Raw genomic sequence first — 25,526 nt, 5'->3', positions numbered from 1 at the left:
GAGGGCAAAAAACAAACCCGGCACCAGGCCGGGTTTATTTTTAACACTCCATCAATGCAGTATCTGGCTCAAGAACAACCGGGTCCGCTCATTCTGCGGGTTATCAAAGAAGTCATTCGGTGCCGCCTGTTCCACGATCTCGCCCTTGTCCATGAAGATCACGCGGTTGGCCACGGTGCGGGCGAAGCCCATTTCGTGGGTCACGCACAACATGGTCATGCCGTCTTCAGCCAGGCCGATCATGGTGTCCAGCACCTCTTTCACCATCTCAGGATCCAGCGCCGACGTCGGCTCATCGAACAACATGATTTTGGGCTTCATGCACAGCGCGCGGGCAATCGCCACGCGCTGTTGCTGGCCACCCGAAAGCTGCCCGGGAAACTTGTGGGCCTGCTCCGGAATGCGCACACGCTCCAGGTAGTGCATGGCGATTTCCTCGGCCTTGCGCTTGGGCATCTTGCGCACCCACATCGGCGCCAGCGTGCAGTTTTGCAGGATGGTCAAATGCGGGAACAGGTTGAAGTGCTGGAACACCATGCCGACTTCACGGCGGATCGCTTCGATCTGCTTGAGGTCGTTGGTCAGCTCCACGCCATCGACCACAATGCGGCCCTGCTGGTGCTCTTCCAGGCGGTTGAGGCAGCGGATGGTGGTGGACTTGCCCGACCCCGAAGGGCCGCACAGCACAATACGCTCGCCCTGCTTGACGTTGAGGTTGATGTCTTTCAACACATGGAACTGGCCGTACCATTTGTTGACGCCCTGCATCTGGATAATGCCTTCAGGGCTCACAGGCTGTTTGATTGCTTCGCTCATCAAAAAACTCCTAACGCTTGTGGCCAGTGTCGAGCTTGCGTTCCAGATGCATGGAATAGCGCGACATACCAAAACAGAAAATCCAGAACACCAGGGCGGCGAACACGTAGCCTTCAGTGGCCATGCCCAGCCATTTGGGGTCGGCGGCGGCTTGCTTGACGCTGTTGAGCAGGTCGAACAGGCCGATGATGATCACAAGGCTGGTGTCCTTGAACAGGGCGATGAAGGTGTTGACGATCCCTGGGATCACCATCTTCAAGGCCTGCGGCAAGATCACCAGGCCCATGCTGCGCCAGTAGCCCAGACCCATCGCCGCAGCGGCTTCGTATTGGCCCTTGGGAATCGCCTGCAAACCACCGCGCACCACTTCGGCCACATAGGCCGACTGGAACAGGATCACACCGATCAGCGCCCGCAGCAGCTTGTCGAAGTTCATGCCTTCAGGCAGGAACAGCGGCAGCATCACCGACGACATGAACAGCACGGTGATCAACGGCACGCCGCGCCAGAACTCGATGAAGGTCACGCAGACCACCCGAATGGCGGGCATGTTCGAACGCCGTCCCAGCGCCAGCACAATGCCCAGCGGCAAGGCGCCCGCGATGCCCACGGTGGCGATCACCAGGGTCAGCATCAGGCCACCCCATTGGCTGGTCGCCACATTACTCAGGCCGAACACGCCGCCGTGCAGCAAGCAGTAGGCGATGATCGGGTACAGCACCAGAAAGCCCAGGCCGTAAATCGCCTTGCGTGGGAAACGCGAGATAAACAACGGCGCCACGCCCACGATGGCCAGCCACACCGTCATGTCCACGCGCCAGCGCAGGTCGACGGGGTAGTAGCCATACATGAACTGCCCGAAGCGCTGTTGGATAAACACCCAGCAGGCGCCCTCCTTGGTGCAGTCGGCGCGGGTGGTGCCCACCCAGTTGGCATCGAGGATGGCCCAGTGCAGGATCGGTGGCACCACCAGGTACACCAGGTAGATCGCCAGCAAGGTCAGCAGTGTATTGAGCCAGCTCGAGAACAAGTTGGCGCGCATCCAGGCCACCGGCCCGAAGACTTTGCTCGGCGGTGGCATGTCAGGTTTGAACGTATGCGTAGTCATGGGTGTGTCCTCACCGCTCGATCAGCGCAATGCGCTTGTTGTACCAGTTCATCAGCAGGGAAATGCTGATGCTGATCGCCAGGTACACGCTCATGGTGATGGCAATGACTTCAATGGCCTGGCCGGTCTGGTTGAGCACCGTGCCGGCAAACAGCGAAACCATTTCCGGATAACCGATACCGGCGGCCAACGACGAGTTTTTCGCCAGGTTCAGGTATTGGCTGGTCAGCGGCGGAATGATCACGCGCAGCGCTTGCGGGATGATGACCTTGCGCAGCGTCGGCCCCGGGCGCAGGCCTAGTGAACGTGCCGCTTCGGTCTGGCCATGGCTGACGGACTTGATGCCCGAGCGCACGATCTCCGCAATAAACGCCGCCGTGTACACAGTCAACGCCAGGGTCAACGCCAACAACTCTGGGATCAGCACCCAGCCACCGACGAAGTTGAAGCCCGCAAGCTTGGGCATTTCCCAATGCAGCGGCGTGCCGAAGATCAACACGCACAACGTCGGGATTACCACCAGCAGCGCCAGGCCCGCCCAGAATTTATGGAAGGGAACCCCCGTCGCCTCAAAGCGCTTGTTGGCCCAGCGGGTCATCAGCACGATGGCAACGATGGCGACCACCAGGCTGGCGACAAACGGCCAGAACCCGTCGGAGGCCAGCGCTGCCGGCATGTTCAGGCCACGGCTGCTGACAAAGAAGGTGTCACCGAAGTTATGGCTGTTGCGCGGCCCTGGCATGGTCAGGAACACCGCGAAGTACCAGAACAGGATCTGCAACAGCGGCGGAATATTGCGGAACACCTCCACGTACACCGTCGCCAGCTTGTTGATCATCCAGTTGGGCGACAAGCGCGCCACGCCGATGATGAAGCCGAGCAGGGTTGCCAGCACCACACCGATGACGGTCACCAGCAAAGTGTTGAGCAGGCCGATGACAAACACCCGGGCATAGCTGTCCGATTCGGTGTAGTCGATCAAGTGCTGCGCGATGCCGAAGCCGGCACTGCGCTCGAGAAAGTCGAAACCCGAGGTGATGCCCCGGTGTTGCAGGTTGGTCTGGGTGTTATGGAACAGGTACCAGCCCAGCGAGACCACCGCCACGATCGTGATGATCTGGAACAGCCACGCACGCACTTTGGGGTCGCTGAAGCTGAGCTTCTGCTTGGGTGCGCCGATTTTATTTTGCATGAAGTGCCCCGAAAATAATGGAACAGAACATCACCCGGCAGTTGGCCTACCGGGTGACAGAACCATCAGCGATCAGCGCACAGGGGGTGCGTATTGAATGCCGCCGTTGTTCCACAGGGCGTTCAGGCCACGGTCGATTTCCAGCGGCGTGCTCTTGCCCAGGTTGCGCTCGAACATCTCGCCGTAGTTACCCACTTGCTTGACGATCTGTACCACCCAGTCCTTCTTCACTTTCAGATCTTTGCCGTATTCGCCGTCGGCACCGAGCAGACGCGCAACGTCCGGGTTCTTGGTGGCCTTGGCTTCAGCCTCGACGTTCTTGGAGGTCACACCGGCCTCTTCCGCGTTGAGCATGGCGTAGCCCACCCAGCGCACGATGGCCAGCCACTCGTCATCGCCGTTACGCACGACCGGGCCCAGGGGCTCCTTGGAAATGGTTTCCGGCAGCACCACGTAGTCTTTCGGCGAGGCCAGCTTGCTGCGCTGGGCGAACAGCTGGGACTTGTCGGAAGTCAGTACGTCGCAACGCCCGGATTCCAGCGACTTGGCGCTTTCATCGGAGGTGTCGAAGGTGATCGGGGTGTATTTGAGGTTGTTGGCGCGGAAATAGTCGGAAACGTTCAGCTCGGTGGTGGTACCGGCCTGGATGCAGATGGTTGCACCATCCAGTTCCTTGGCACTTTTCACGCCCAGCTTGTTGTTCACCAGAAAGCCGATGCCGTCGTAGTAGGTAATGAAGCCCGGGAATTTCAGGCCCATGCCCGCGTCGCGCGAGCTGGTCATGGTGGTGTTGCGCGACAGGATGTCGACTTCGCCGGATTGAAGCGCGGTGAAACGCTCCTTGGCGTTCAACTGGCTGAACTTGACCTTGGTGGCATCGCCAAATACGGCAGCCGCCACCGCGCGGCAATAGTCAGCGTCGATCCCGAGGATCTTGCCGCTGGCATCCGGCACCGAGAAACCCGGCAGGCCGTCACTCACACCGCACTGCACAAAGCCTTTCTTCTGCACGGCGTCCAGGGTGGCGCCCGCGTGGGCAAAACCACTGACACCCAGTACAGCCGCCGCAGAGACGATGGCCAGGGTGGATTTCAATACCTTCATTACAAACCTCCAATTGCTCTTGTTGTGTCGGAGCTCCAACCTCAGCGCACCCTTATGAGGCGATATCGACCCGTGTTGGTTTTTTTTGGGGCCAAGCAGCATGAGGTTTTTGCGGTAATTCCAGTTGCTTTCCCACAGGCGGCAGTCACTGATAGTGTTACCGTCCTAGGAGAGTTCTGACATCGAGCTACACATAGCAAGGCGCGTACCAGAGTCTTGGTCGAGTGGCTGCAACTGCGGTTACATGGCAAAAGATTCAGCCTTGCGACATTCTCTTAACAGATCAACCTGTTGCGCACCGTTCCGACGCACCTCATCGGAGCGCCCGCACATCTATGGAGCAGACATGACCGAACCCTTGATTCTTCAGCCCGCCAAGCCCGCAGACGCCTGCGTTATCTGGTTGCATGGCCTGGGCGCCGATCGCTACGACTTCTTGCCGGTGGCCGAAGCCCTGCAGGAAACCCTGCTGACCACCCGCTTCGTTTTGCCCCAGGCACCTACGCGTCCGGTGACCATTAATGGTGGCTACGAGATGCCTAGCTGGTACGACATCAAGGCCATGAGCCCGGCCCGTTCGATCAGCCTGGAAGAACTGGAAGCGTCGGCAAAAATGGTCACCGACCTGATCGAGGCGCAACAGAGAACCGGAATAGACACCTCGCGAATTTTCCTCGCCGGTTTTTCTCAAGGTGGCGCGGTGGTCTTCCACACCGCGTTTAAGAAATGGGAGGGCCCCTTGGGCGGTGTGATCGCCCTCTCCACCTATGCGCCCACCTTCGATAATGAGCTGGAATTATCCGCCAGCCAGCAACGCATCCCCACGCTGTGCCTGCACGGCCAGTACGACGAAGTGGTACAAAACGCCATGGGCCGCAGCGCCTACGAGCATTTGAAGGGCCGTGGTGTCACCGTGACATGGCAGGAATACCCAATGGGCCACGAAGTGTTACCCCAAGAGATACACGATATTGGCACCTGGCTGACTGAACGCCTGCGCTGAACCCCGTGTTTATGTAGCCGTATGACAGACGCACTACGCCGCGCTCGATTCTTGCATTACACTGGCCGGCGTACATTCCTTAACCAATTAATGAGATGACCGTGCTCAAAGCACTCAAGAAGATGTTCGGCAAAAGCGAGGCTGAGCCGCTCGCGCCTGTTCCCAGTGCTCCTGCCCCCAAGCCCGGCAACCGCAATGACGGTCAACAGCCCGGCCGGAACGCACCCGCCGCCTCACCGAGCAAAACCACGGTGACGCCGCCTGAACAGGTAAAGCCTGCCGAGCCCGCCCCGACGCCTGTGGCCAAGCCCCGTCGCGAACGTGCGCCCAAGCCGCCCGTGCCCCCCTGGAAACTCGAAGACTTCGTCGTCGAACCCCAGGAAGGCAAGACCCGCTTCCACGATTTCAAACTGGCCCCGGAACTGATGCACGCCATCCAGGACCTGGGTTTCCCGTACTGCACGCCCATCCAGGCGCAAGTGCTGGGCTTCACCCTCGCGGGCAAAGACGCCATCGGCCGCGCCCAGACCGGCACCGGCAAGACCGCCGCGTTCCTGATCTCGATCATCACCCAACTGCTGCAAACGCCGCCGCCCAAAGAGCGCTACATGGGTGAACCGCGTGCGCTGATCATCGCCCCGACCCGGGAGCTGGTGGTGCAGATCGCCAAGGACGCCGCCGACCTGACCAAGTACACCGGCCTCAACGTCATGACGTTCGTGGGCGGCATGGACTTCGACAAGCAGCTCAAGCACCTTGAAGCCCGTCACTGCGACATCCTCGTCGCCACCCCGGGCCGCCTGCTCGACTTCAACCAGCGTGGCGACGTACACCTGGACATGGTCGAAGTGATGGTGCTGGACGAAGCCGACCGCATGCTCGACATGGGCTTTATCCCGCAAGTACGCCAGATCATCCGTCAGACCCCGCCCAAAACCGAGCGTCAGACTTTGCTGTTCTCCGCGACCTTCACCGAAGACGTGATGAACCTCGCCAAGCAGTGGACCACCGACCCGTCTATCGTCGAGATCGAAGCACTCAACGTCGCCAGCGAAAACGTCGAGCAACATATCTACGCCGTCGCCGGTGCCGACAAGTACAAGCTGCTCTACAACCTGGTCAACGACAACGGTTGGGAACGCGTGATGGTCTTCGCCAACCGCAAGGACGAAGTGCGCCGCATTGAAGAGCGCCTGGTGCGCGACGGCGTCAACGCTGCGCAACTGTCGGGTGATGTGCCGCAGCACAAGCGCATCAAGACCCTGGAAGGCTTCCGTGAAGGCAAGATCCGCGTGCTGGTGGCTACCGATGTAGCCGGTCGCGGTATTCATATCGACGGCATCAGCCACGTGATCAACTTCACCCTGCCGGAAGTGCCGGACGACTACGTGCACCGCATCGGCCGTACCGGGCGTGCTGGGGCTGCGGGTGTGTCGATCAGCTTTGCGGGCGAGGATGACTCGTACCAGTTGCCATCCATCGAGGCGTTGCTGGGGCGCAAGATCAGCTGCGAGACGCCGCCGACGCACTTGCTGCGGGCTGTAGAACGCAAACGCCCCTGATACAGGAATGCGATAAAAAAATGTGGGAGCTGGCTTGCCTGCGATGCAGACACCTCGGTTTTTCAGTCACTCCGAGTGATGCTATCGCAGGCAAGCCAGCTCCCACATTGGTTTCTACGTCTGGCTGGCTACTTCCAGCGATCCGCTGCGGCGTGGTCACTGCTGCGCCCTTCTACCCAACGCGGCCCCTCGCTGGTGTTTTCCTTCTTCCAGAACGGCGCCCGCGTCTTCAAGTAATCCATCACAAATGCGCAGGCATCAAACGCCGCCTGCCGGTGCGCACTGGCCGCGCCGACAAACACAATCGGCTCGCCCGGTTCCAGCGTGCCGATACGGTGCAGCACCTCCAGCTTGAGCAACGGCCAGCGCTGTTCGGCTTCCACGGCGATCTTGGCCAGGGCTTTTTCGGTCATGCCGGGGTAGTGTTCAAGAAACATCCCCGACACCTCGCGCCCGTCATTGAAGTCGCGTACATAGCCGACAAAGCTCACCACCGCGCCCACGCCCACGTTGGCCGCGTGCATGGCGTTGACTTCGGCACCTGGATCAAAGGCTTCGACCTGCACACGAATGGCCATGATCAGCCTCCGGTCACGGGTGGGAAGAAGGCGACTTCATCGCCGGCTTGCACCGGCTCGTCCAGGCTGCACAACTCCTCGTTGCGCGCACACATCAGGCTCGCTTCGTTGAGCACGGCGAATTCCGGGTCAGCAGCCAGCGCGAGGCGCACGGCATCAACGCTGGCAAACTCACCTTCCATCTCCAGCGAGTCGAAGCCCACCGCTTCGGCGTAGCGCGCAAAAAACAGTACGTTGATACTCATTGCTCATCCGCCTTGAAATGCCCGCTCTTACCGCCCAGCTTTTCCAGCAGGCGAATACTCTCAATGGTCATGCCGCGATCCACCGCCTTGCACATGTCGTAGATCGTCAGTGCGGCGACGCTGGCGGCGGTCAGGGCTTCCATCTCAACGCCGGTCTGGCCGGAGAGTTTGCAGCGCGCCACGATACGAACCGCGTCTGTGCCGTCGGCACTCAGCTCCACCTTGACGCCGGTGAGCATCAACGGGTGGCACAGAGGGATCAAGTCACTGGTTTTTTTCGCTGCCTGGATCCCGGCAATGCGGGCCACGGCAAACACGTCGCCTTTGGGGTGGGCGCCGTCGACAATCATTTGCAGGGTGGCGGGCAGCATACGCACCCGCGCTTCGGCCACCGCCTCACGGAACGTCACGGCTTTTTCGGTGACGTCGACCATATGGGCGCGACCTTGGGAATCGAGATGAGTCAGCACAGGGATACTCCTGATCAGGAGTAGCGATTGTAAACCTGTGGGTCAAAATTTGCGCAGGGCTGTTTATCCCATCCTGTAGGAGCGAGCTTGCTCGCTCCTACATTCAAGGTTAGAACCGGAACGTAAACCCGGCATTGATTCCGTTATTGTTCCCTCGGTTGGAGAGCAAGCCGCTGTAGTTCAACGACACCAGGGTGTCCTGGGTCAGGGCCATTTCCGCACTGGCTTTGATCACCGCGCCATCCCTCGCCACAGGCACGCTGTTGACGGCGAAGGCCGTGTCACTACCGGCAAACTTCAGAGAAGCTTCACGATCGGTGTCACCAAACTGGTGCTCCCACCCCAGCTCACCGCGCAGGGTCACCGCCGAGGTGGACGTGAGTGGCAACTGAGTATGGCCACGCACGCCCAGGGTGGAGAGCGTCGCGTCCTGGCTTTGCTGGCTGGCATGCAAGGCTGCAGCACCGCCTTTTTCCTTGAACGAGTCGCTTTGATAGTTCAGATACGTGAGGTTGGCGAAGGGTTCAAGCACGCGCCATTGGGTGTAGCCGATCTCGGCAAACACTTGGTCGGTGCGCGCGTTGTAGTCGGCTTTGGCATGGTCCGACTGATTGGCATAGGCCACCCGACGCGAAGTGTCCAGACGGTGCCAGGTGCTGGCACCGCCCAGGCGCAGGGCAATCGCCTCGAAGCGTTTGCCGCCGTAGACCGACAGGTGATAGTTGTCGCTGTCCGCCGACGCCGACTGGCCGTTGAGGTGGCTTTGGGTATAACCGGTCGCCGCGCCCACGCGCCAGCCGTCGTTCACCTCGGTGTCCAGGCCCAGCAGTACGCCGCTGGTGGACGAGGAGTAACCGCTGGCGTTGTTATCACCACTGACGTTGTTGCGCCCACCAAGTAGCTGTACCCAGCCGCCGTTGTCACGGCTGTCGATCTGCGCGCTGGAGTCCAGTGCCTGCGCCTGTTGCAGGCGAGCGTTGACCGCTTCACGCAGGTAGCGGCTGTCAGCCATTTGCGCTGCGGCCACGTCCGAATGCAATTGCCCTGAAAGTTGCTTGAAGCCCTCCCGCGCCTGGGCGGCGGAATCAGACGCCAACAGGCTTTCGTAGACCGGGCTGCCAGCGCCCAATGTCTCGGCCACCGTCGCCACCGCTCGCTCATTGCGGGTTTGCGCGACACTGGCGAAGGTGGTCTGGTTGCGGGCTATCGCCAGGGTCAACTGGTTCGGTTGATAGTTGAGCGCAGTGCCAATGAACAGGTAGTTGGGGGCAAACGCTGCAAACTGCCCCTGGATACCTTGGCTGGCACTGAGGATATTGAACTGCTGGCCCAGCAAGCTGCGCGCCTCGGTGGCGGTCAACAGGTTGGGGCTGTTCTCCAGGGACACGCTCACCACACCGCCATTGAGGGTCGCCACCCCGCTGCTCTGCAACTGGTCGCTGCGGCCATCGGCCCCGACTTCGACGGCATACACCGAACCCGGGTTGAACGTGACATCGCCGGTGCGCAGTGTGCCAATCGAATGCCCCGGGGCCACTCGCCCACCGTTGTTGACGGTCAAGGCGCCCACCGTGCCGTTGCCGGCCAGGGTGCCGCCCAGTGTGGTCATCACGCCGTTATCGGCATTGCGCGTGCCTACGGCGCTGCTATCTACCGTCACGGCAGAGGTCAATGCGCCGTCCACCGACAATTTGCCTCCGCGCACCCAAGTACTGCCCGAATAGCTGTTCTGGCCTTCCAGCACCAACTCGCCATCCCCGGACTTGACCAGGCTACCGACGTAGGTGCTGCCGGTGAGCACGTCCTGGCCGCGGGTGAGTGTTGCCTGCTCCCGGGCATGACCAATGTCGTATTCAAACTGATCGTCGGCCGAGGCATTGGCGGGCAGGCCATCGAGCCAGCCTTTTTGCTGCTTGGTGGCGGCCCAGGTCGCCTGTTCGGCAGCGTCTTCTACGCGACGGGCGCGAATGGCCTCATCGGAAATCGGGTTGGCCCAGATATCGCGGGTACCGCTGGGCAACGCCACTGCTACCGCACCGAGGAACTGCCCCGGCCCTTGCATAGCTTTTTGCAGGTTGGGCAAGCCCCAGCCACTGACCACACCTGGTACTTGTGGGACACCCGGCGCGGCATCATGCACCGGTTGCAGGTTGTCATAGGTGCGGCCTCCGGTCAGCTCGCCAACCGGCGTGTCCGGGCCATCCGGCGCCTGCAGGCTGGAGGTGGTCAGCAACACGTCCCGCGCCTGGCTGGGCGTCATATAGGGGAAGCGCTGCATCACCAACGCCAGGGCTCCGGAAACGCTCGGCGCGGCGGCCGAGGTGCCGTTGGCATTCGGGATAATTTCGCCCTCGGGGCCGGCGGACGGGATGCCCGACACGCCCATCACGCACCACCACTTGGAGGTACCGCAACGGTTGTAGACCTGGGCGCTGGTCTCGTCGTAGCCGGTGATGGAGAGGAACTTAGCTTCGATATCCGGCTTGAAAAACGGCAGGTTCGCATTGGTGTCCGGGTTGGCACCGTGGCTGTCGTTGCCCGCAGAGATGATCTGGATGAACGTGTTTTGCCGGGCCGCATCGGCCATGGCGTCCATCCAGGTTTTCTGCCCGGCGTGGGCCTTGTCCCAGAACGGGCGATAGGCGGCGGTCATGTCGCGCAGGTTCTGCGCGGCGCTGTCGCCGACGTTGCCGAAGTGGTTCTCCACGTCATTACGCGAACTCTGCCCCCAGCTCTGGTTGACGATCGCCACGTTCTTCGCCGCCAGGGCGTTGTAGCTGGCCATGAATGCGTTGTAGTCGAGGTCGTTGGAGCCTTGGTAGCGGTCGTTGTCGCTGCCGCCGGTGTTGGCGACAAACAGATTGGCGTCGAAGGCAATGCCGTGCATACCGGTGCCGTCGCGGTTGGCGGCCAGCACCCCGGACATTTCTGTGCCATGCCCGTCGTTGAACGCGGGGTCGTATTCCCCTGGGATGCTGAAATGTTCGCCCTGCTTGAACTCGCCGCTGGGCACTTCAAGGCGGTAGCGCGGGTGGGTGGCGTAGTACTCGCCCGTGGAGGTCACCGCCTGCACCCGGTCCTGGCCCTGAGCGTTCTTGCCCTGGAACTCGGAGTGTTCGGTGAGGATGCCCGAGTCCAGCACGCCAACATTGACCCCCTTGCCAGTGATGCCCAGGGCATAGGCGTAATACGCGTTGGTGCGGTCCAGGCCGGAGTTGACCTGGGCTTCCGGGGTCTTCCAGGTTTGCGCGTTGGCGCTCCAGTCACGGGTTGCCCCAGCCCAGGACTGGCCTGCGTTCAACTGCCCGCTGAGGATGCTGCTAACGCCCGGCTCGACGTAAGTGTAAGGCTTGGCGGCCGGCAGGTTGGCGATAATGGCTTTGGAAAAGTCGAGGATATTGGTGGTGTAACGGCCGCTGTTGCTGAACAGCCGGCTGCGGTAGTAATCCAGGCGCGAGGCATAGTCCAGTGGCCGCCGGGTGTCGCCGAGCATGGCGCCGATGGTCAGGTTTTCGGGTTGTAGCTCGTAGTTTTGCTTGAGGGCCGAATCGAACTTGCCGGACTGGGCAGCGAAATCCTTGGCCGCGAGATCGACGATATCCGCGTAGGCAAACCTGAGGTTTTTGTACACGGCAGTCTCAGGGCCGAATGAGGCGACGGCGGTCCTGAACGCCGACTCCAATACCTGCGGGGTGTAAGGGTTATCGTCTGCCCTGGCCATGGAACCGTGGCCCAGCCATAACGCCAGGCCGAGTGCTATGGGTGTGAGGGGGATGGTCTTGAAACGGGGGGTACGATTGCGTTGCGACACAGTGAAGCCATTACCTGCTACGTCCATTTTCCTTTCCCTTTGGATATGTGCGTCATCAATGAGCGGTGTTTCGGGCTGTTGTAATAGGCAGGGTCACGGTGAAAACCCTGGACAGGTTTTCCAAGCGTTCGTCGAATCAAGGAGGTGGCGTTCCGACGGGGTCAAGCAGTCTTCTTATTGTTTTTACCGCAGAAAAAATGTAACAAAATAATTACAGAAACCACAAGCACCCAGGACGCGTTAACGCAGGCAAATGTCGCACATAACAAAAACCCCGGATTTCGTGAAAAATCCAGGGCTTTTCGCAGCGGGTTCAGCGTAGTTACAGATGGGACTCGGCGTATTCAGCCAGGATCGAACGCGGTACCCCTTGCAGCGCAATGTGCACGCCGTTCGGGAAGTCCTTGAAGCGTTCCGTCAGGTAAGTCAGCCCGGAGCTGGTCGCGGACAGGTAAGGGGTGTCGATCTGCGCCAGGTTGCCCAGGCACACCACTTTGGAACCGGCGCCGGCACGGGTGATGATGGTTTTCATCTGGTGCGGTGTGAGGTTCTGGCATTCATCGATCAGAATCAGGCTCTGCTGGAAGCTGCGACCTCGGATGTAGTTGAGAGATTTGAACTGCAACGGCACTTTGCTGAGGATGTAGTCGACGCTGCCATGGGTGTTTTCGTCATCCATGTGCAAGGCTTCGAGGTTGTCGGTAATCGCCCCCAGCCACGGCTCCATTTTTTCCGCCTCGGTACCGGGCAGAAAGCCGATTTCCTGGTCCAGGCCCTGCACGCTGCGGGTGGCGATGATGCGGCGATAGCGTTTGGTGACCATGGTCTGTTCGATGGCGGCGGCCAGGGCCAGGATGGTTTTGCCCGAACCTGCGGCGCCGGTCAGGTTGACCAGGTGAATGTCCGGATCGAGCAGCGCATACAGCGCCAGGCTCTGGTAGATATCACGCGGTTTCAGGCCCCAGGCTTCCTGGTGCAACAGGGGTTCCTGATGCAGGTCGAGGATCAGCAACTTGTCGACCTGGATCTCTTTGATCCAGCCCACGAAGCCCTGTTCATCGACGATAAACTCATTGATATGCACGGCCGGCAGGTTGTCGATCAGCTGTACCTGATGCCAGGTGCGGCCGTGGTCCTGACGGGTTTCGACCTTGCTCACACGGTCCCAGAACGAACCGGTCATCATGTGATAACCACGGGACAACATCGACACATCGTCGACCAGTTGGTCGGTACTGTAGTCCTCGGCAGCGATCCCACACGCTCGTGCCTTGAGGCGCATATTGATGTCTTTGGTCACCAGCACCACGCGCAGGTCCTTGTCGCGGGCGTGCAGGTCGATCAATTGGTTGATGATTTTGTTGTCGTTCAGGTTTTCCGGCAGCAGGCTGTTGGGCTCGCTGCGCTTGCTCATCAGGATCGACAGCAAGCCCTTCGGGCCGCCCTTGCCACGCTGGATCGGTACGCCGACTTCAACGTCCTCGGGCGAGGCTTCACCCAGGGTCTTGTCGATCAGGCGGATGGCCTGGCGGCATTCGGCGGCAACGCTGTGGTGGCCGCTTTTGAGTTTGTCGAGCTCCTCAAGCACGATCATCGGGATGGCGACGTGGTGTTCTTCGAAGTTCAGCAGTGCGTTTGGATCGTGGATCAATACGTTGGTATCAAGCACATAAAGGATTGGCTGGTCGGAAGAAGGGTTACGTCCATGATCATCCATACTCGGTCACCTTTGTGGGAGCCATTCGACGCAATACCTGGGCGGTGCTGCGCCTCGATTCGACCACCGATTGCACCTTGAACAAGGTCAAGTGCAGTGCCCACAGGAGGAGTCTTGGAAGACGCCACCTGTGCTGCAGGTTTCGGCGGTCTGACTTCGTAATACCGCAAAACCCATGACAGGAAAAAGTACTTTGACGCTTTTTTGAAGTTTATTTTTCAGGATGACGAATAGCACTAGCCGAGTGCCATGTACCCCGTTAAAGTCGGAAGTCCGCCTGCATCGAAATGTCGCAGCAAATCGCCCCGAAAACACCCCATCGCCAGCAAAGCCGGGCACTTCATCGAAATGCCTCGCGACACTCCTGCCAACCCAAGCCACTCTGCGCCGTTGCCTGCAATACCATCGGCAATGCCACCCGCGCCTTGTCCTGGGTGTCGTGAAACACGATCACGCCTTTGCGCCATAGCAGCATCAACGTCAGCACCCGTTGCGCCGACTCATCGGCCTTGAGCTTGCCCGGCTCGTCCTGGGAATCGATGTCCCATAACGCCACCTGCAAACCCTGTTGCTGGAAGAAGCCCTGGCTGTCCGCACGGCGCTGCCCATAGGGCGGACGGAACAGCGGCACATAGTTTTCCGGCAGCAGATTCTGCACCAGCGCTGCGCTGCGGGTGATGGAGCTTTGCCAGTCAACCCAATGGCTATGGGAACGGTATTGCCACCCCTGGATACCCACGCACTGCCCCTGATACAGCGCCTGCACATCCGAGACAGAACTGCGCTCCACACGGCTTTGCAAACTGCTGCCAAGGGCGAAGAACGCGGCGTTCATCTTTTGCTTGCGCAGGTAGTCGGTCAGCCAATCGGTATTACCGCCCATCAACGCCGGGCCACCGTCGAAGGTCAGCAGGAACATGCGATCGTTGAGCTCGTCGCCATTGCGCTCATGATCGCCAAAGCGCGCCACTTCACTGCTGATCTGCGGAAACAGCGCGGCCTTGCGCAACAACTCGTCCAGATAGCGTTCGTGAAAGTGCCGACTGGGGGCAGCCCAGCCTATATAGAAAGAGTTGTCACTGACCTCGAACTTGCCGGCCTGCTCGCGCAGATCGTCCATGTTTTCCACCAGGTAGCAGAACGAGGCATCTGCTTCGCAGCTCTGCTGGGCGAATGTGTAGTTCTCCAACAGCCGTTGCCAGAGCTGGCGACGCAGGTCATCGATGGCGGCCAGGTTGATGATCTTCAGCCCCAGCCGTTGCTTGAGCGCGGTTTCGTCCTGGGCTTCGCTGGCGATTAAACCATGGGCAAACATCAGGATTTCCGCCCGCGAAGCCACATCGAACAGCGCCGGACTGGCGAGTTTTTCCGGCCAGGTACCACGGTCCAGGCTGGCGACATCCACCGGCGCGGCCTGGGCATTCAGGCACAGCAGGCAAGCGGACAATAAAAGCGCTAATCGCACACGGGGTCTCCCTCTACAGAGTTACCGCCCATCATAGCGGATCGCATCTATCGCCATCATAGGTGGAGTCAAAACGCCCCAACCCCTAGAATCTCGCCCACGATTCCAGGAGCCAACTTCATGCTGATGGTGATTTCCCCCGCCAAAACCCTCGACTTCGAGTCCAAGCCGGTCACTGCACGCTTCACCCAGCCGCAGTACCTGGACCACTCCCAGGAACTGATCGAGCAACTGCGCGAACTGAGCCCGGCGCAAATCAGTGAGCTGATGCACGTCTCCGACAAGATCGGTGGCCTCAACGCCGCGCGCTTCGGCAGCTGGACGCCGGCCTTCACTCCGGCCAACGCCAAGCAGGCGCTGCTGGCGTTCAAGGGCGATGTGTATACCGGCCTGAATGCCGAGACTTTCAGCGATGCCGATTTCAGCTATGCCCAGGACCATCTGCGTATGCTCTCGGGCCTGTACGGCCTGCTGCGTCCGCTGGACCTGATGATGCCGTATCGCCTGGAGATGGGCACCAAGCTGGCCAACGCCCGCGGCAAGGACCTTTACGCGTTCTGGGGCACACGCATCAGCGAATGGTTGAATGAGGCCCTGGCCGAACAAGGCGACGATGTGCTGCTTAACCTGGCCTCCAATGAGTACTTCTCGGCAGTCAAGCGCACGGCCTTGAACGCGCGGATCATCAACACCGAGTTCAAGGACCTGAAGAACGGTCAGTACAAGATCATCAGCTTCTACGCCAAAAAGGCCCGAGGCATGATGAGCCGTTTTGTGATTGAAGAACGCATCAACGACCCGGCCAGGCTCAAGCAGTTCGATGTGCAGGGTTATCGCTTCAATGCGGAGCAATCCAAGCCGGATAACCTGGTGTTTTTGCGCGATCACGCACCGGAATAAGGCCTGTACAGCCACCAACATCAACTGTGAGAGCTGGCTTGCCTGCGATAGCGGAGGGTCAGCCGACTCACATGTCGCTGATACACCGCTATCGCAGGCAAGCCAGCTCCCACATTTTTTGCCTGCATTCCACCCCATCAATCGTCATTTATTTGGCGCCAGAAAAACATCCAGACACAACCCTAACGATTTCTTCACTCGACACCCGTCGGTTTTTTTCGTAGTGGCACCACTTTTTTTAAACGGTAGTGGCACAAAACTATCCCCTCGCACCAACTCCCCATAACTACTGGCCTAAATAGCAAGTGCTATCAATATAGTACCAGTGCCATCTTTTCTAATATTTCAAAAAATTTCGGGAAAGGGGATGAGTGGCCCGGAACTTCGTCCTGAAGCACCGCTCATACCACCGGTAACGAAATTCTCTGCTTACGTAAGAGATGACTTACATAGCGACCAACGGAAGTAGCCAAGTTGTCATAAAGCACTTTGGCTCTATGGTCATAACATCAACTGATCGAGTTAAGGGTGGCGATAAGTACGCATTGCTATCCCCTGCAGGCCAAGGCAGCGCTGACCTAAATGAGCCCGTGCAAACACACAAGGCATTGATAAAAAAGGCATTTTTCCTGCATCAAAACCTTGCCGCACCGGCGCCGGAGCCTTCCTCCAAGGAAGCACGGCTGCATTTCAGGGCAAGCCCCAATAATAAGGCCTCGTTGCGCACAACTTGAGTGCAATAGTTAGTCACTCGTTATTCAACATGCCTGCACGCGGTAAGTCGGCGTCTATTCGCCTAACTTTCGCGGCATCAGTGACGCTTGCAAACATGAACTCCGGCCATTTAATGGCATGAATTAAACAAAGAGGTAATTGCGATGCGCATCAGCATATTTGGTTTGGGTTACGTTGGCGCAGTGTGTGCCGGTTGCCTGTCTGCCCGTGGCCACGAAGTGGTCGGCGTAGACATTTCCAAGGAAAAGATCGACCTGATCAATGCCGGTAAGTCGCCGATTGTTGAACCGGGTCTGGGCGAGCTGTTGAGCCAGGGTATCCAGACGGGCCGACTGCGTGGCACTACCAACTTCGCCGAGGCGATTCGCGATACCGACCTGTCGATGATTTGCGTCGGCACGCCAAGCAAGAAGAACGGTGACCTGGAACTGAACTACATCGAGTCGGTATGCCGCGAGATCGGTTTTGTGCTGCGTGACAAGACCACCCGCCACACCATCGTGGTGCGCAGCACCGTACTGCCGGGCACTGTCGCCAACGTGGTAATCCCGATCCTGGAAGACTGCTCCGGCAAGAAAGCCGGCGTCGACTTCGGCGTTGCGGTCAACCCCGAATTCCTGCGTGAATCCACTGCCATCGCCGACTACGACCTGCCACCGATGACCGTTATCGGCGAGTTTGATAAAGCCTCCGGCGATGTGCTGCAATCGCTGTACGAAGAACTCGACGCGCCGATCATCCGCAAGGACATCGCCGTTGCCGAAATGATCAAGTACACCTGCAACGTATGGCACGCCACCAAAGTCACCTTCGCCAACGAGATCGGCAACATCGCCAAGGCCGTCGGCGTTGACGGTCGTGAAGTGATGGAAGTGGTCTGCCAGGACAAGACCCTCAACCTGTCCCAGTACTACATGCGCCCAGGTTTCGCTTTCGGCGGTTCGTGCCTGCCCAAAGACGTGCGTGCCCTCACCTACCGCGCCGGCTCGCTGGACGTGGAAGCACCGCTGCTCAACTCGCTGATGCGCAGCAACGAGTCCCAGGTGCAGAACGCCTTCGACATCGTCTCCAGCCACGACAAACGCAAAGTTGCGCTGCTGGGCCTGAGCTTCAAGGCCGGCACCGATGACCTGCGTGAAAGCCCCCTGGTAGAACTGGCGGAAATGCTGATCGGCAAGGGCTACGACCTGAGCATCTACGACAGCAACGTCGAATACGCCCGCGTGCACGGCGCGAACAAGGACTACATCGAAGGCAAGATCCCGCACGTGTCGTCCCTGCTCAACTCGGATTTCGATGATGTGATCAACAACTCCGACGTGATCATCCTCGGTAACCGTGACGAGAAGTTCCGTGCCCTGGCGCATAACGCTCCGGAAGGCAAGCAAGTGGTCGACCTGGTGGGCTTCATGTCCAAGGCCACCAGCGTGAGCGGCCGTACCGAAGGTATTTGCTGGTAACAGCAACGGCAAGTTTCAGGCTGCCAGTGGCTTTATCCCCAGCGCTTGCAGCCTGAAGCCTCCTCACCTTGCGGATGACGCTTATGTCCAAGTTAAAACATGTATTTCTGCAATCGGCCGGCTGGCTGTTCTTTCTCAGCCTGCTGATGGGTCTCGCCCTGCTGTTGCCGGCGAGTACCTTCGATTCGCAATCGAAGAATTTTATTTTCCTGATTGGCGCCGTGGGTATCTGGCGCTACTCGATGGGTGCGACGCATTTCTTTCGCGGCATGCTGTTCCTGTACGTGGTGTACCCGCACCTGCGCCGCAAAGTGCGCAAGCTGGGCAAGGCCGCCGACCCGTCCCATGTGTTCCTGATGGTCACCAGTTTTCGTATCGATGCGCTGACCACCGCACAGGTCTACAGCTCGGTGATTCGTGAAGCCATCGACTGCGGCTTTCCCACCACCGTGGTGTGCTCGCTGGTGGAAATGTCCGATGAGCTGCTGGTGAAAAGCCTTTGGGAAAAGCTCAACCCGCCGGCTCACGTCAAGCTCGACTTCGTGCGCATCGCCGGTACCGGCAAACGCGACGGCCTGGCGTTTGGTTTCCGCGCCATCTCCCGCCACTTGCCGGATGACCGCGCCGTTGTAGCCGTGATCGATGGCGACACCGTGCTCGCCGAAGGCGTCGTGCGCAAGACTGTCCCCTGGTTCCAGCTGTTTGGCAATGTCGGCGGCCTGACCACCAACGAATTCTGCGAAGTGCGCGGCGGCTACATCATGAGCGAGTGGCACAAGCTGCGCTTTGCCCAACGCCACATCAACATGTGCTCCATGGCCCTGTCCAAGCGCGTGCTGACCATGACCGGGCGCATGTCGGTATTCCGCGCCAGCGTAGTGACTGACCCGGGCTTTATCGCCGATGTGGAAAGCGACTCGCTGCAACACTGGCGCCTGGGCCGCTTCAAGTTCCTCACCGGCGATGACAAGTCCAGCTGGTTCAGCCTGATGCGCCTGGGCTACGACACCTTCTACGTGCCGGACGCCGCCATCAACACCGTGGAACACCCGCCGGAAAAGAGCTTTATCAAGGCCAGCCGCAAACTGATGTTCCGCTGGTACGGCAACAACTTGCGCCAGAACTCCCGTGCCCTCGGCCTGGGCGTGCGTCGCCTGGGCCTGTTCACCAGCGTGGTGCTGTTCGACCAGCGCGTGTCGATGTGGACCTCCCTGCTCGGCCTGACCGTAGCGATGATTGCCACTTTCAAGTACGGCGGCGCCTTCATCCTCGCCTACCTGCTGTGGATCGGCATCACCCGCCTGATCCTCACCCTGCTGCTGTCGTGCTCCGGCCACAAGATCGGCCCGGCCTACCCGCTGATTCTCTATTACAACCAGATCATGGGCGCGTTGGTGAAGATCTACGTGTTCTTCCGCCTTGATCAACAGTCCTGGACCCGCCAGGACACCAAACTGACCCGCGATTTGGCCAGCTTTCAACGTTGGTTCAACACCTGGTCGTCTCGGACCATGACCTTCTCCGCCGGCAGCATCTTCGTTGCCGTGTTGCTGATGATGGTCTGACCCTGCCAAGCCTGAATTAACTAGGAAATCGAATACTATGAACAGCCAAGTAAACGCCAACGTTGTCCACGAATCCGAAGCCCAGCGCCAACACGCCCGGGTGAAAATCCCGGCCAAGCTGCGCTTCTTCAACAGTGACCGCACGCCGACCGAAGCAAAGGTTATCGACCTGTCCGCCGGCGGCCTGGCCTTCACCGCCACCCAGCCGCTCACCATCGGCCAAGTGCACAAGGGCCGCCTGCAGTTCGTGATCGACAACCTCGGCCTGGCCATGGACGTGGAGCTGCAGATCCGCTCCTACGACCGCCAGACCGGCCGCACCGGCTGCCAGTTTCAGAACCTCGATGCCCAGGATATTTCTACCCTGCGTCACCTGATCACTTCGCACCTGTCCGGCGACATCGTGACCATGGGCGACGTACTCGCGACCCTGCAACGCGACAACTTCACCAAGGCACGCAAGGTCAAGGACGGCGGCAGCGGCATGACTGCGTTCGGTCGCCTGCGCGCCGTGACATTCAGCCTGGCGATCTTTTTGGTCGGCCTGGCAGCCTTCGGCTTTGTGGTCAAGTCGCTCTACGGCATGTACTTCGTCAGCCACGCCCAGGCCGGCCTCGTCAGCGTACCGGGCATGAACGTGACCATGCCCCGTGACGGCACCGTGCAGAGCCTGCTCAAAGGTGATTCGGTTGCGGCCAAGGGCGCGCCACTGGCGACGTTCAGCACCAGTATGCTCGACGTACTCAAGGGCCACCTGGACGAAGACCAACTGCAACCGGCCAAGGTTGAAGAGCTGTTCGGCAAGCAAATGACCGGCACCCTGACTTCGCCGTGCGACTGCGTGGTCGCCCAGCAACTGGTCGCCGACGGCCAGTACGCCAGCAAGGGCGATGTGATCTTCCAACTGGTGCCACGCGGCAGCCAGGCCAATGTGGAAGCGCGCTTCAGCTATCGCCAGTTCGGTGATGTGCGCCCAGGTACCCCGGTGAGCTTCCAGGTCGCCGACGAAGAACAGGTTCGCACCGGCACCATCGTCAGCAGCACCAGCCTGAACAGCGCCGACCTGTCCTCTGACATCCGTGTGCAGATCAAGCCCGACGCACCGCTGGACAGCACCTACGCCGGCCGCCCGGTGGAAGTCACCAGTGACCGTGGCCCATCGCTGAACTGGCTGATCGACAAAGCCATGGCTCACGGTCTGTAAGCGAGGACATGCCTGTGAACTCTATTCCAACAACACCGCTGACCTCTGTGGGAGCCGGGCTTGCCCGCGATGCAGGCGACTCGGTGCATCAGTGGCACCGCAGCGATGCCATCGCAGGCAAGCCAGCTCCCACACAGAGCAGATTTCACCTGGCCTCTGCGTACTGCGCGCTGGCACTGGCCGTAAGCCTGGCCGGTTGCGCCGGCCTGCCCGACCAACGCCTTGCCAATGAAGCGCTGAAACGCGGCGACACCGTCACCGCCCAGCAGAATTACCAGCAACTGGCGGAACTGGGCTACAGCGAGGCCCAGGTGGGCCTGGCCGATATCCAGGTCGGCACCCGCGACCCAGCGCAAATCAAGCAGGCCGAAGCCACCTACCGTGCGGCGGCAGACACCTCGCCCCGCGCCCAGGCACGCCTGGGTCGCCTGTTGGCGGCCAAGCCGGGCGCCACTGAGGCCGAGCACCATGAAGCCGAAAGCCTGCTGAAAAAAGCCTTTGCCAATGGCGAAGGCAACACCTTGATCCCGCTAGCGATGCTGTACCTGCAATACCCCCACAGCTTCCCCAATGTGAATGCCCAACAGCAGATCAGCCAATGGCAGGCGGCGGGTTACCCGGAGGCCGGCCTGGCCCAGGTGCTGCTGTATCGCACCCAGGGTACCTACGACCAGCATCTGGATGATGTGGAGCGCATCTGCAAAGCCGCGCTGAACACCACCGATATCTGCTACGTCGAACTGGCCACGGTCTATCAGAAAAAACAGCAGCCGGAACAACAGGCCGAATTGCTCAAGCAGATGGAAGCAGGCGTAAGCCGTGGCACCGTCACCGCCCAGCGCGTCGACAGCGTGGCCCGCGTACTCGGCGATGCCACCCTCGGCACCCCGGACGAAAAAACCGCCCAGGCGTTGCTGGAAAAAATCGCCCCTGGCTACCCGGCGTCCTGGGTCAGCCTGGCGCAACTGCTCTACGACTTCCCCGAACTAGGCGATGTCGAGCAGATGATGAAGTACTTGGACAACGGCCGCGCCGCCGACCAGCCACGCGCCGAATTGCTGCTGGGCAAGCTCTACTACGAAGGCAAGTGGGTGCCCGCCGATGCCAAGGCCGCCGAGGCGCATTTCGAAAAAGCCGTGGGCCGTGAAGTGGCCGCCGATTACTACCTCGGCCAGATCTACCGCCGTGGCTACCTGGGCAAGGTTTACCCGCAAAAAGCCCTGGACCACCTGCTGACCGCCGCGCGCAACGGCCAGAACAGCGCCGACTTCGCCATTGCCCAACTGTTTTCCCAAGGCAAGGGCACCAAGCCCGACCCATTGAACGCCTATGTCTTCAGCCAGTTGGCCAAGGCCCAGGACACGCCAGAAGCCAATGACCTGGCCACCCAGCTCGAAGCGCCGCTGACGCCTGCGCAACGCGCCGAAGGCCAACGCCTGGTGCAACAGGAACTGGCCGCCCGCGGCACCCTGGCCCAAAGCACGCTGCAACTGCACGCCCTGCAAGAAGAAGACGGCGAGGAATCCCTATGAAGCTCAACCCATTCGTCAAGGCCGGTATCGGCCTGTCCTTCGCCCTGCTGTGGTCGTGCCCGACCCTGGCCGCGCTCACCGAAGCCAAGAACTTCGGCCTGGAAGTCAAAGCCACCGCGCAGTCTGAAGATGACCGCGACCTCGGCACCCAGAAAGGCGGCGACGTCAACGGCATCGGCCTCGACCTGCGCCCCTGGATCTACGGCGAAAGCGGCGCGTGGAGCGCCTACGCCATGGGCCAGGCAGTGGTGTCCAGCGACATCATCGAGACCGACACCCTGCAACCGTCGGCCGATGACACCACCGAGCAGCAGTCGAGCAACGACGACCGCAAGGCCAAGAAAAACTACCTGGCCCTGCGTGAGTTCTGGGTCGGCTACAGCGGCTTCACGCCCTACCCCGGCGAGATCCTCAAGTTCGGCCGCCAGCGCCTGCGCAATGACGACGGCCAGTGGCGCGACACCAACATCGAAGCGTTGAACTGGACCTTCGACACCACCTTGCTCAAGGCCAATGTCGGCGCCGCCGAACGCTTCAGCGAATACCGCACCGACCTTAAGGAATTGTCGCCGGTCGACAAGGACCGCCAGCACTTCTACGCCGACGCCGCCTACCAGTGGACACCGGGCCAGTGGATCGGCCTGCGCGGCCACCACACCCACGACGACGGCAAGCTCGACTACGCCGAACCGGGTGTGGCCAGCGACCCGCTGGACAAGCGCGAAAACGGCGACCTCACCTGGCTGGGCATCGAAGCCAATAGCGACGCCTACAACTGGCGCAACACCAACACCGTCAACTACTGGGCGAGCATCACCGGCATGAAAGGCGACCGCGACAAGGTCAACGCCTTGAACGCCGACGGCAGCCGCCCCACCTCCGCCAAACGCAGCGATGACGCCAGCGGCTGGGCCACCGATATCGGCGTGCGCCTGCGCCTGGATCCGCAGTGGCAAGTGGGTGCCGCGTACTCGCGCGCCAGTGCCGAATACGAACAGAACGGCCTGCAAAGCAACCGTTCGAACTGGACCGGCACCCAGTCCCGTGTGCATCGCTTCGGCGAAGCGTTTCGCGGCGAAATGAACAACATGCAGTCCATGAGCCTGTTCGGTTCCTGGCAACTGCGCGAGGACTACGACGCCAGCCTGGTGTACCACAAGTTCTGGCGCGTGGACGGCAACAAGCCGGTGGGCAGCAACGGCATCGACGCGGTGCAGAACAACACCGATGACGTCACCGGCGCGATCCTCTCCAGCACCTCCCTGCCGTTGGAAGACGGCAAGAAAGACCTCGGCCAAGAAATGGACCTGGTGGTCACCAAGTACTTCAAGAAAGGCTTGCTGCCAGCGGCGCTGAGCCAGTCGATCGACGAGCCTTCAGCCCTGGTGCGTTTGCGTGCCGGCGTGTTCAAGCCCGGCGATGCCTATGGCAGCCAGGTCGACTCCTACATGCACCGCGCGTTTGTCGACGTGGTCTGGAAATTCTGATGGGAGCCTGCGCCATGAATGCTCAAAGCCTACTCGTCGCGGCAATGCTGATGGCCAGCGCCACAGCGTTTGCCGATACGGCGGCCAAGGCGCCGATCATCGCCAAGGAACTGCAACAGGCCAAAACCTACACCATCTCCAGCCCGCCTACCGCGCCGCTGGAAATGGCCAAGCCGGCGCTGCCCGACCTGTCGGGCTACACCGCGCAGGCGATGGAAAAGAAAATCGTCAAGACCAAGGCGGGCAAAATCAGCATCCGCCGCATGATGCAAGAAGACGCGCTCAAGGACTTTATCGGCGGCGATAACAAGATGGCCGAATGGGTGGTGCGCCAGCATGGCATTCCCCAGGCGATCTTCGTCGATGACGGCTACATGAACCTCAAGGACCTGCTGGGCAAAGTGCCCAAGCAGTACTTCAGCGAAACGTCGCCGGGTGTGTTCCTGGCCAAGTTGCCGATCGTGGTGGGCCGTAAAGGCATCCTCGATATCGACAAGAACACCCAGGAACTGCGCCTGTCCCAACAAGCCGGCGCGTTTTTGATCAACGACGGCCAGCTGTTCGTGCGTGACACCAAGGTCACCGGCTGGGATGAAAAAACCAACGGTCCGGCGCTGTTCAAGTCGGCCAAGGAATTCCGCCCGTTCCTGCTGGCCTGGGGCGGCACCGAGACCTACATCTCAAAAACCAAGATGGCCAGCTTCGGCTACGCCAACAGTAAGTCGTACGGGGTGAGTATTTCCCAGTACACGCCGAACATGGCCAAGGTGCTCAAGCGCCCCGAGCCGACCGGTTGGATCATCGACTCCGAGTTCTCGGACATGTGGTACGGCTTCTACTGCTACGAGACCACGGGCTTTGTGATCAAGGGCAATACCTACAAAGACAACATCGTCTACGGCATTGACCCCCATGACCGTTCTCACGGCCTGATCATCGCGGACAACACCGTGTACGGCACCAAGAAGAAGCACGGCATCATCATTTCCCGGGAAGTGAACGACAGCTTTATCTTCAACAACCGCAGCTATGACAACAAGCTTTCGGGCCTGGTGATCGACCGTAACAGCGTGAACAACCTGATCGCCGACAACGAGATCTACCGCAACCACACCGACGGCATCACCCTCTATGAGAGCGGCGACAACCTGCTGTGGGGCAACAAGGTGATCAGCAACCGTCGCCACGGGATCCGCGTGCGTAACAGCGTGAACATCAAGCTCTACGAAAACACCTCGATGGCCAACGGGCTGACCGGCGTGTACGGCCACATCAAGGACTTGACCGACACCGACCGCGACATCGCCCTCGACCCGTTCGACGCCAAGGTCTCGCTGATCGTGGTCGGCGGTGAACTGGCGGGTAACGGCAGCGGGCCGCTGTCCATCGACTCGCCGTTGAGTATCGAGTTGTATCGCGTGTCGATGCTGGCGCCGACCAAATCCAGCGGCATCAGCTTCTCCGGCATCCTGGGTGACCGCCAGGAAGAAATTCTCGACCTGCTGGTGCGCCAGCAGAAAGCCGTGCTGATCGACCCCGTCGAACGCCAGACCGAATTGCAGGACTGAGGAT

The 25,526-nt window shown here is 60.2% G+C and carries 19 protein-coding genes; 9 read left to right on the top strand and 10 right to left on the bottom strand.

Going from position 1 to position 25,526, the window contains the following annotated elements:
* Positions 1-51: 51 nt before the first annotated feature.
* The 4 genes from GH769_RS01830 to GH769_RS01815 form a co-directional block, all read right to left on the bottom strand.
* A complete protein-coding gene (locus GH769_RS01830) occupies positions 52-816 on the bottom strand; it encodes an amino acid ABC transporter ATP-binding protein (RefSeq protein WP_003188759.1) in 765 nt (254 codons plus the stop codon).
* A gap of 10 nt (positions 817-826) precedes the next feature.
* Positions 827-1,924 (bottom strand): amino acid ABC transporter permease, encoded by a 1,098-nt coding sequence (locus GH769_RS01825; protein WP_014717022.1) that lies wholly within the window; start codon positions 1,922-1,924, stop codon positions 827-829.
* A gap of 10 nt (positions 1,925-1,934) precedes the next feature.
* Positions 1,935-3,116, bottom strand: coding sequence for an amino acid ABC transporter permease (locus GH769_RS01820; protein WP_020301232.1), 1,182 nt, complete (start codon positions 3,114-3,116; stop codon positions 1,935-1,937).
* A gap of 72 nt (positions 3,117-3,188) precedes the next feature.
* Positions 3,189-4,220 carry an amino acid ABC transporter substrate-binding protein gene (locus GH769_RS01815; protein WP_014717020.1) on the bottom strand — a complete coding sequence of 344 codons (1,032 nt, stop codon included), beginning with the start codon at positions 4,218-4,220 and terminating at the stop codon, positions 3,189-3,191.
* Positions 4,221-4,566: 346 nt separating this feature from the next.
* Between GH769_RS01815 and GH769_RS01810 the strand changes: the two genes are divergently transcribed.
* Both GH769_RS01810 and rhlB read left to right on the top strand, forming a co-directional pair.
* Positions 4,567-5,223 (top strand): alpha/beta hydrolase, encoded by a 657-nt coding sequence (locus tag GH769_RS01810; protein WP_014717019.1) that lies wholly within the window; start codon positions 4,567-4,569, stop codon positions 5,221-5,223.
* Positions 5,224-5,318: 95 nt separating this feature from the next.
* Positions 5,319-6,785: an ATP-dependent RNA helicase RhlB gene (rhlB, locus tag GH769_RS01805; RefSeq protein WP_153649477.1), complete on the top strand. Its 1,467-nt coding sequence runs from the start codon at positions 5,319-5,321 to the stop codon at positions 6,783-6,785.
* A 128-nt stretch (positions 6,786-6,913) separates the two neighbouring features.
* On the opposite strand, the gene moaE is transcribed toward rhlB, so the two are convergent.
* The 6 genes from moaE to GH769_RS01775 form a co-directional block, all read right to left on the bottom strand.
* Positions 6,914-7,363: a molybdopterin synthase catalytic subunit MoaE gene (gene moaE / locus GH769_RS01800; protein ID WP_014717017.1), complete on the bottom strand. Its 450-nt coding sequence runs from the start codon at positions 7,361-7,363 to the stop codon at positions 6,914-6,916.
* 2 nt (positions 7,364-7,365) lie between these two features.
* On the bottom strand, positions 7,366-7,608 hold the full coding sequence (moaD, locus tag GH769_RS01795; RefSeq protein ID WP_032903342.1) for a molybdopterin converting factor subunit 1: 243 nt from the start codon (positions 7,606-7,608) through the stop codon (positions 7,366-7,368).
* Positions 7,605-8,078, bottom strand: coding sequence for a cyclic pyranopterin monophosphate synthase MoaC (gene moaC / locus GH769_RS01790; protein ID WP_032903343.1), 474 nt, complete (start codon positions 8,076-8,078; stop codon positions 7,605-7,607). The genes moaD and moaC overlap by 4 nt, the downstream gene beginning before the upstream one ends.
* 109 nt (positions 8,079-8,187) lie before the next feature.
* Positions 8,188-11,916: an autotransporter domain-containing protein gene (locus GH769_RS01785; RefSeq protein WP_032903344.1), complete on the bottom strand. Its 3,729-nt coding sequence runs from the start codon at positions 11,914-11,916 to the stop codon at positions 8,188-8,190.
* Positions 11,917-12,211: 295 nt separating this feature from the next.
* Positions 12,212-13,606, bottom strand: a complete 1,395-nt coding sequence (locus GH769_RS01780; protein ID WP_003188745.1) for a PhoH family protein — start codon at positions 13,604-13,606, stop codon at positions 12,212-12,214.
* A gap of 340 nt (positions 13,607-13,946) precedes the next feature.
* A complete protein-coding gene (locus GH769_RS01775) occupies positions 13,947-15,071 on the bottom strand; it encodes a polysaccharide deacetylase family protein (protein ID WP_032903345.1) in 1,125 nt (374 codons plus the stop codon).
* A 120-nt stretch (positions 15,072-15,191) separates the two neighbouring features.
* Between GH769_RS01775 and yaaA the strand changes: the two genes are divergently transcribed.
* From yaaA to algG, 7 genes are all read left to right on the top strand, one after another.
* Positions 15,192-15,971 carry a peroxide stress protein YaaA gene (gene yaaA / locus GH769_RS01770; protein ID WP_032903347.1) on the top strand — a complete coding sequence of 260 codons (780 nt, stop codon included), beginning with the start codon at positions 15,192-15,194 and terminating at the stop codon, positions 15,969-15,971.
* A gap of 878 nt (positions 15,972-16,849) precedes the next feature.
* Complete coding sequence (locus GH769_RS01765) at positions 16,850-18,166, top strand: nucleotide sugar dehydrogenase (RefSeq protein ID WP_014717010.1); 1,317 nt, start codon at positions 16,850-16,852, stop codon at positions 18,164-18,166.
* Positions 18,167-18,249: 83 nt separating this feature from the next.
* On the top strand, positions 18,250-19,731 hold the full coding sequence (alg8, locus tag GH769_RS01760) for a mannuronan synthase (protein ID WP_003188740.1): 1,482 nt from the start codon (positions 18,250-18,252) through the stop codon (positions 19,729-19,731).
* 37 nt (positions 19,732-19,768) lie between these two features.
* Complete coding sequence (locus GH769_RS01755; RefSeq protein WP_014717008.1) at positions 19,769-20,935, top strand: alginate biosynthesis protein Alg44; 1,167 nt, start codon at positions 19,769-19,771, stop codon at positions 20,933-20,935.
* 110 nt (positions 20,936-21,045) lie between these two features.
* Complete coding sequence (gene algK / locus GH769_RS01750) at positions 21,046-22,467, top strand: alginate biosynthesis TPR repeat lipoprotein AlgK (protein WP_050585619.1); 1,422 nt, start codon at positions 21,046-21,048, stop codon at positions 22,465-22,467.
* Positions 22,464-23,954: an alginate export family protein gene (locus GH769_RS01745; protein WP_020301238.1), complete on the top strand. Its 1,491-nt coding sequence runs from the start codon at positions 22,464-22,466 to the stop codon at positions 23,952-23,954. The genes algK and GH769_RS01745 overlap by 4 nt, the downstream gene beginning before the upstream one ends.
* Complete coding sequence (algG, locus tag GH769_RS01740; protein WP_014717005.1) at positions 23,954-25,522, top strand: mannuronan 5-epimerase AlgG; 1,569 nt, start codon at positions 23,954-23,956, stop codon at positions 25,520-25,522. Before GH769_RS01745 ends, algG begins: the two co-directional genes overlap by 1 nt.
* Positions 25,523-25,526 lie beyond the last annotated feature (4 nt).

This window comes from Pseudomonas sp. CFSAN084952, assembly GCF_009648855.1.
Lineage (GTDB): Bacteria > Pseudomonadota > Gammaproteobacteria > Pseudomonadales > Pseudomonadaceae > Aquipseudomonas > Aquipseudomonas paracarnis.
The sequence above is the reverse complement of the archived record's forward strand: the minus strand, read 5'-3'. Positions and strand labels throughout refer to the sequence as shown.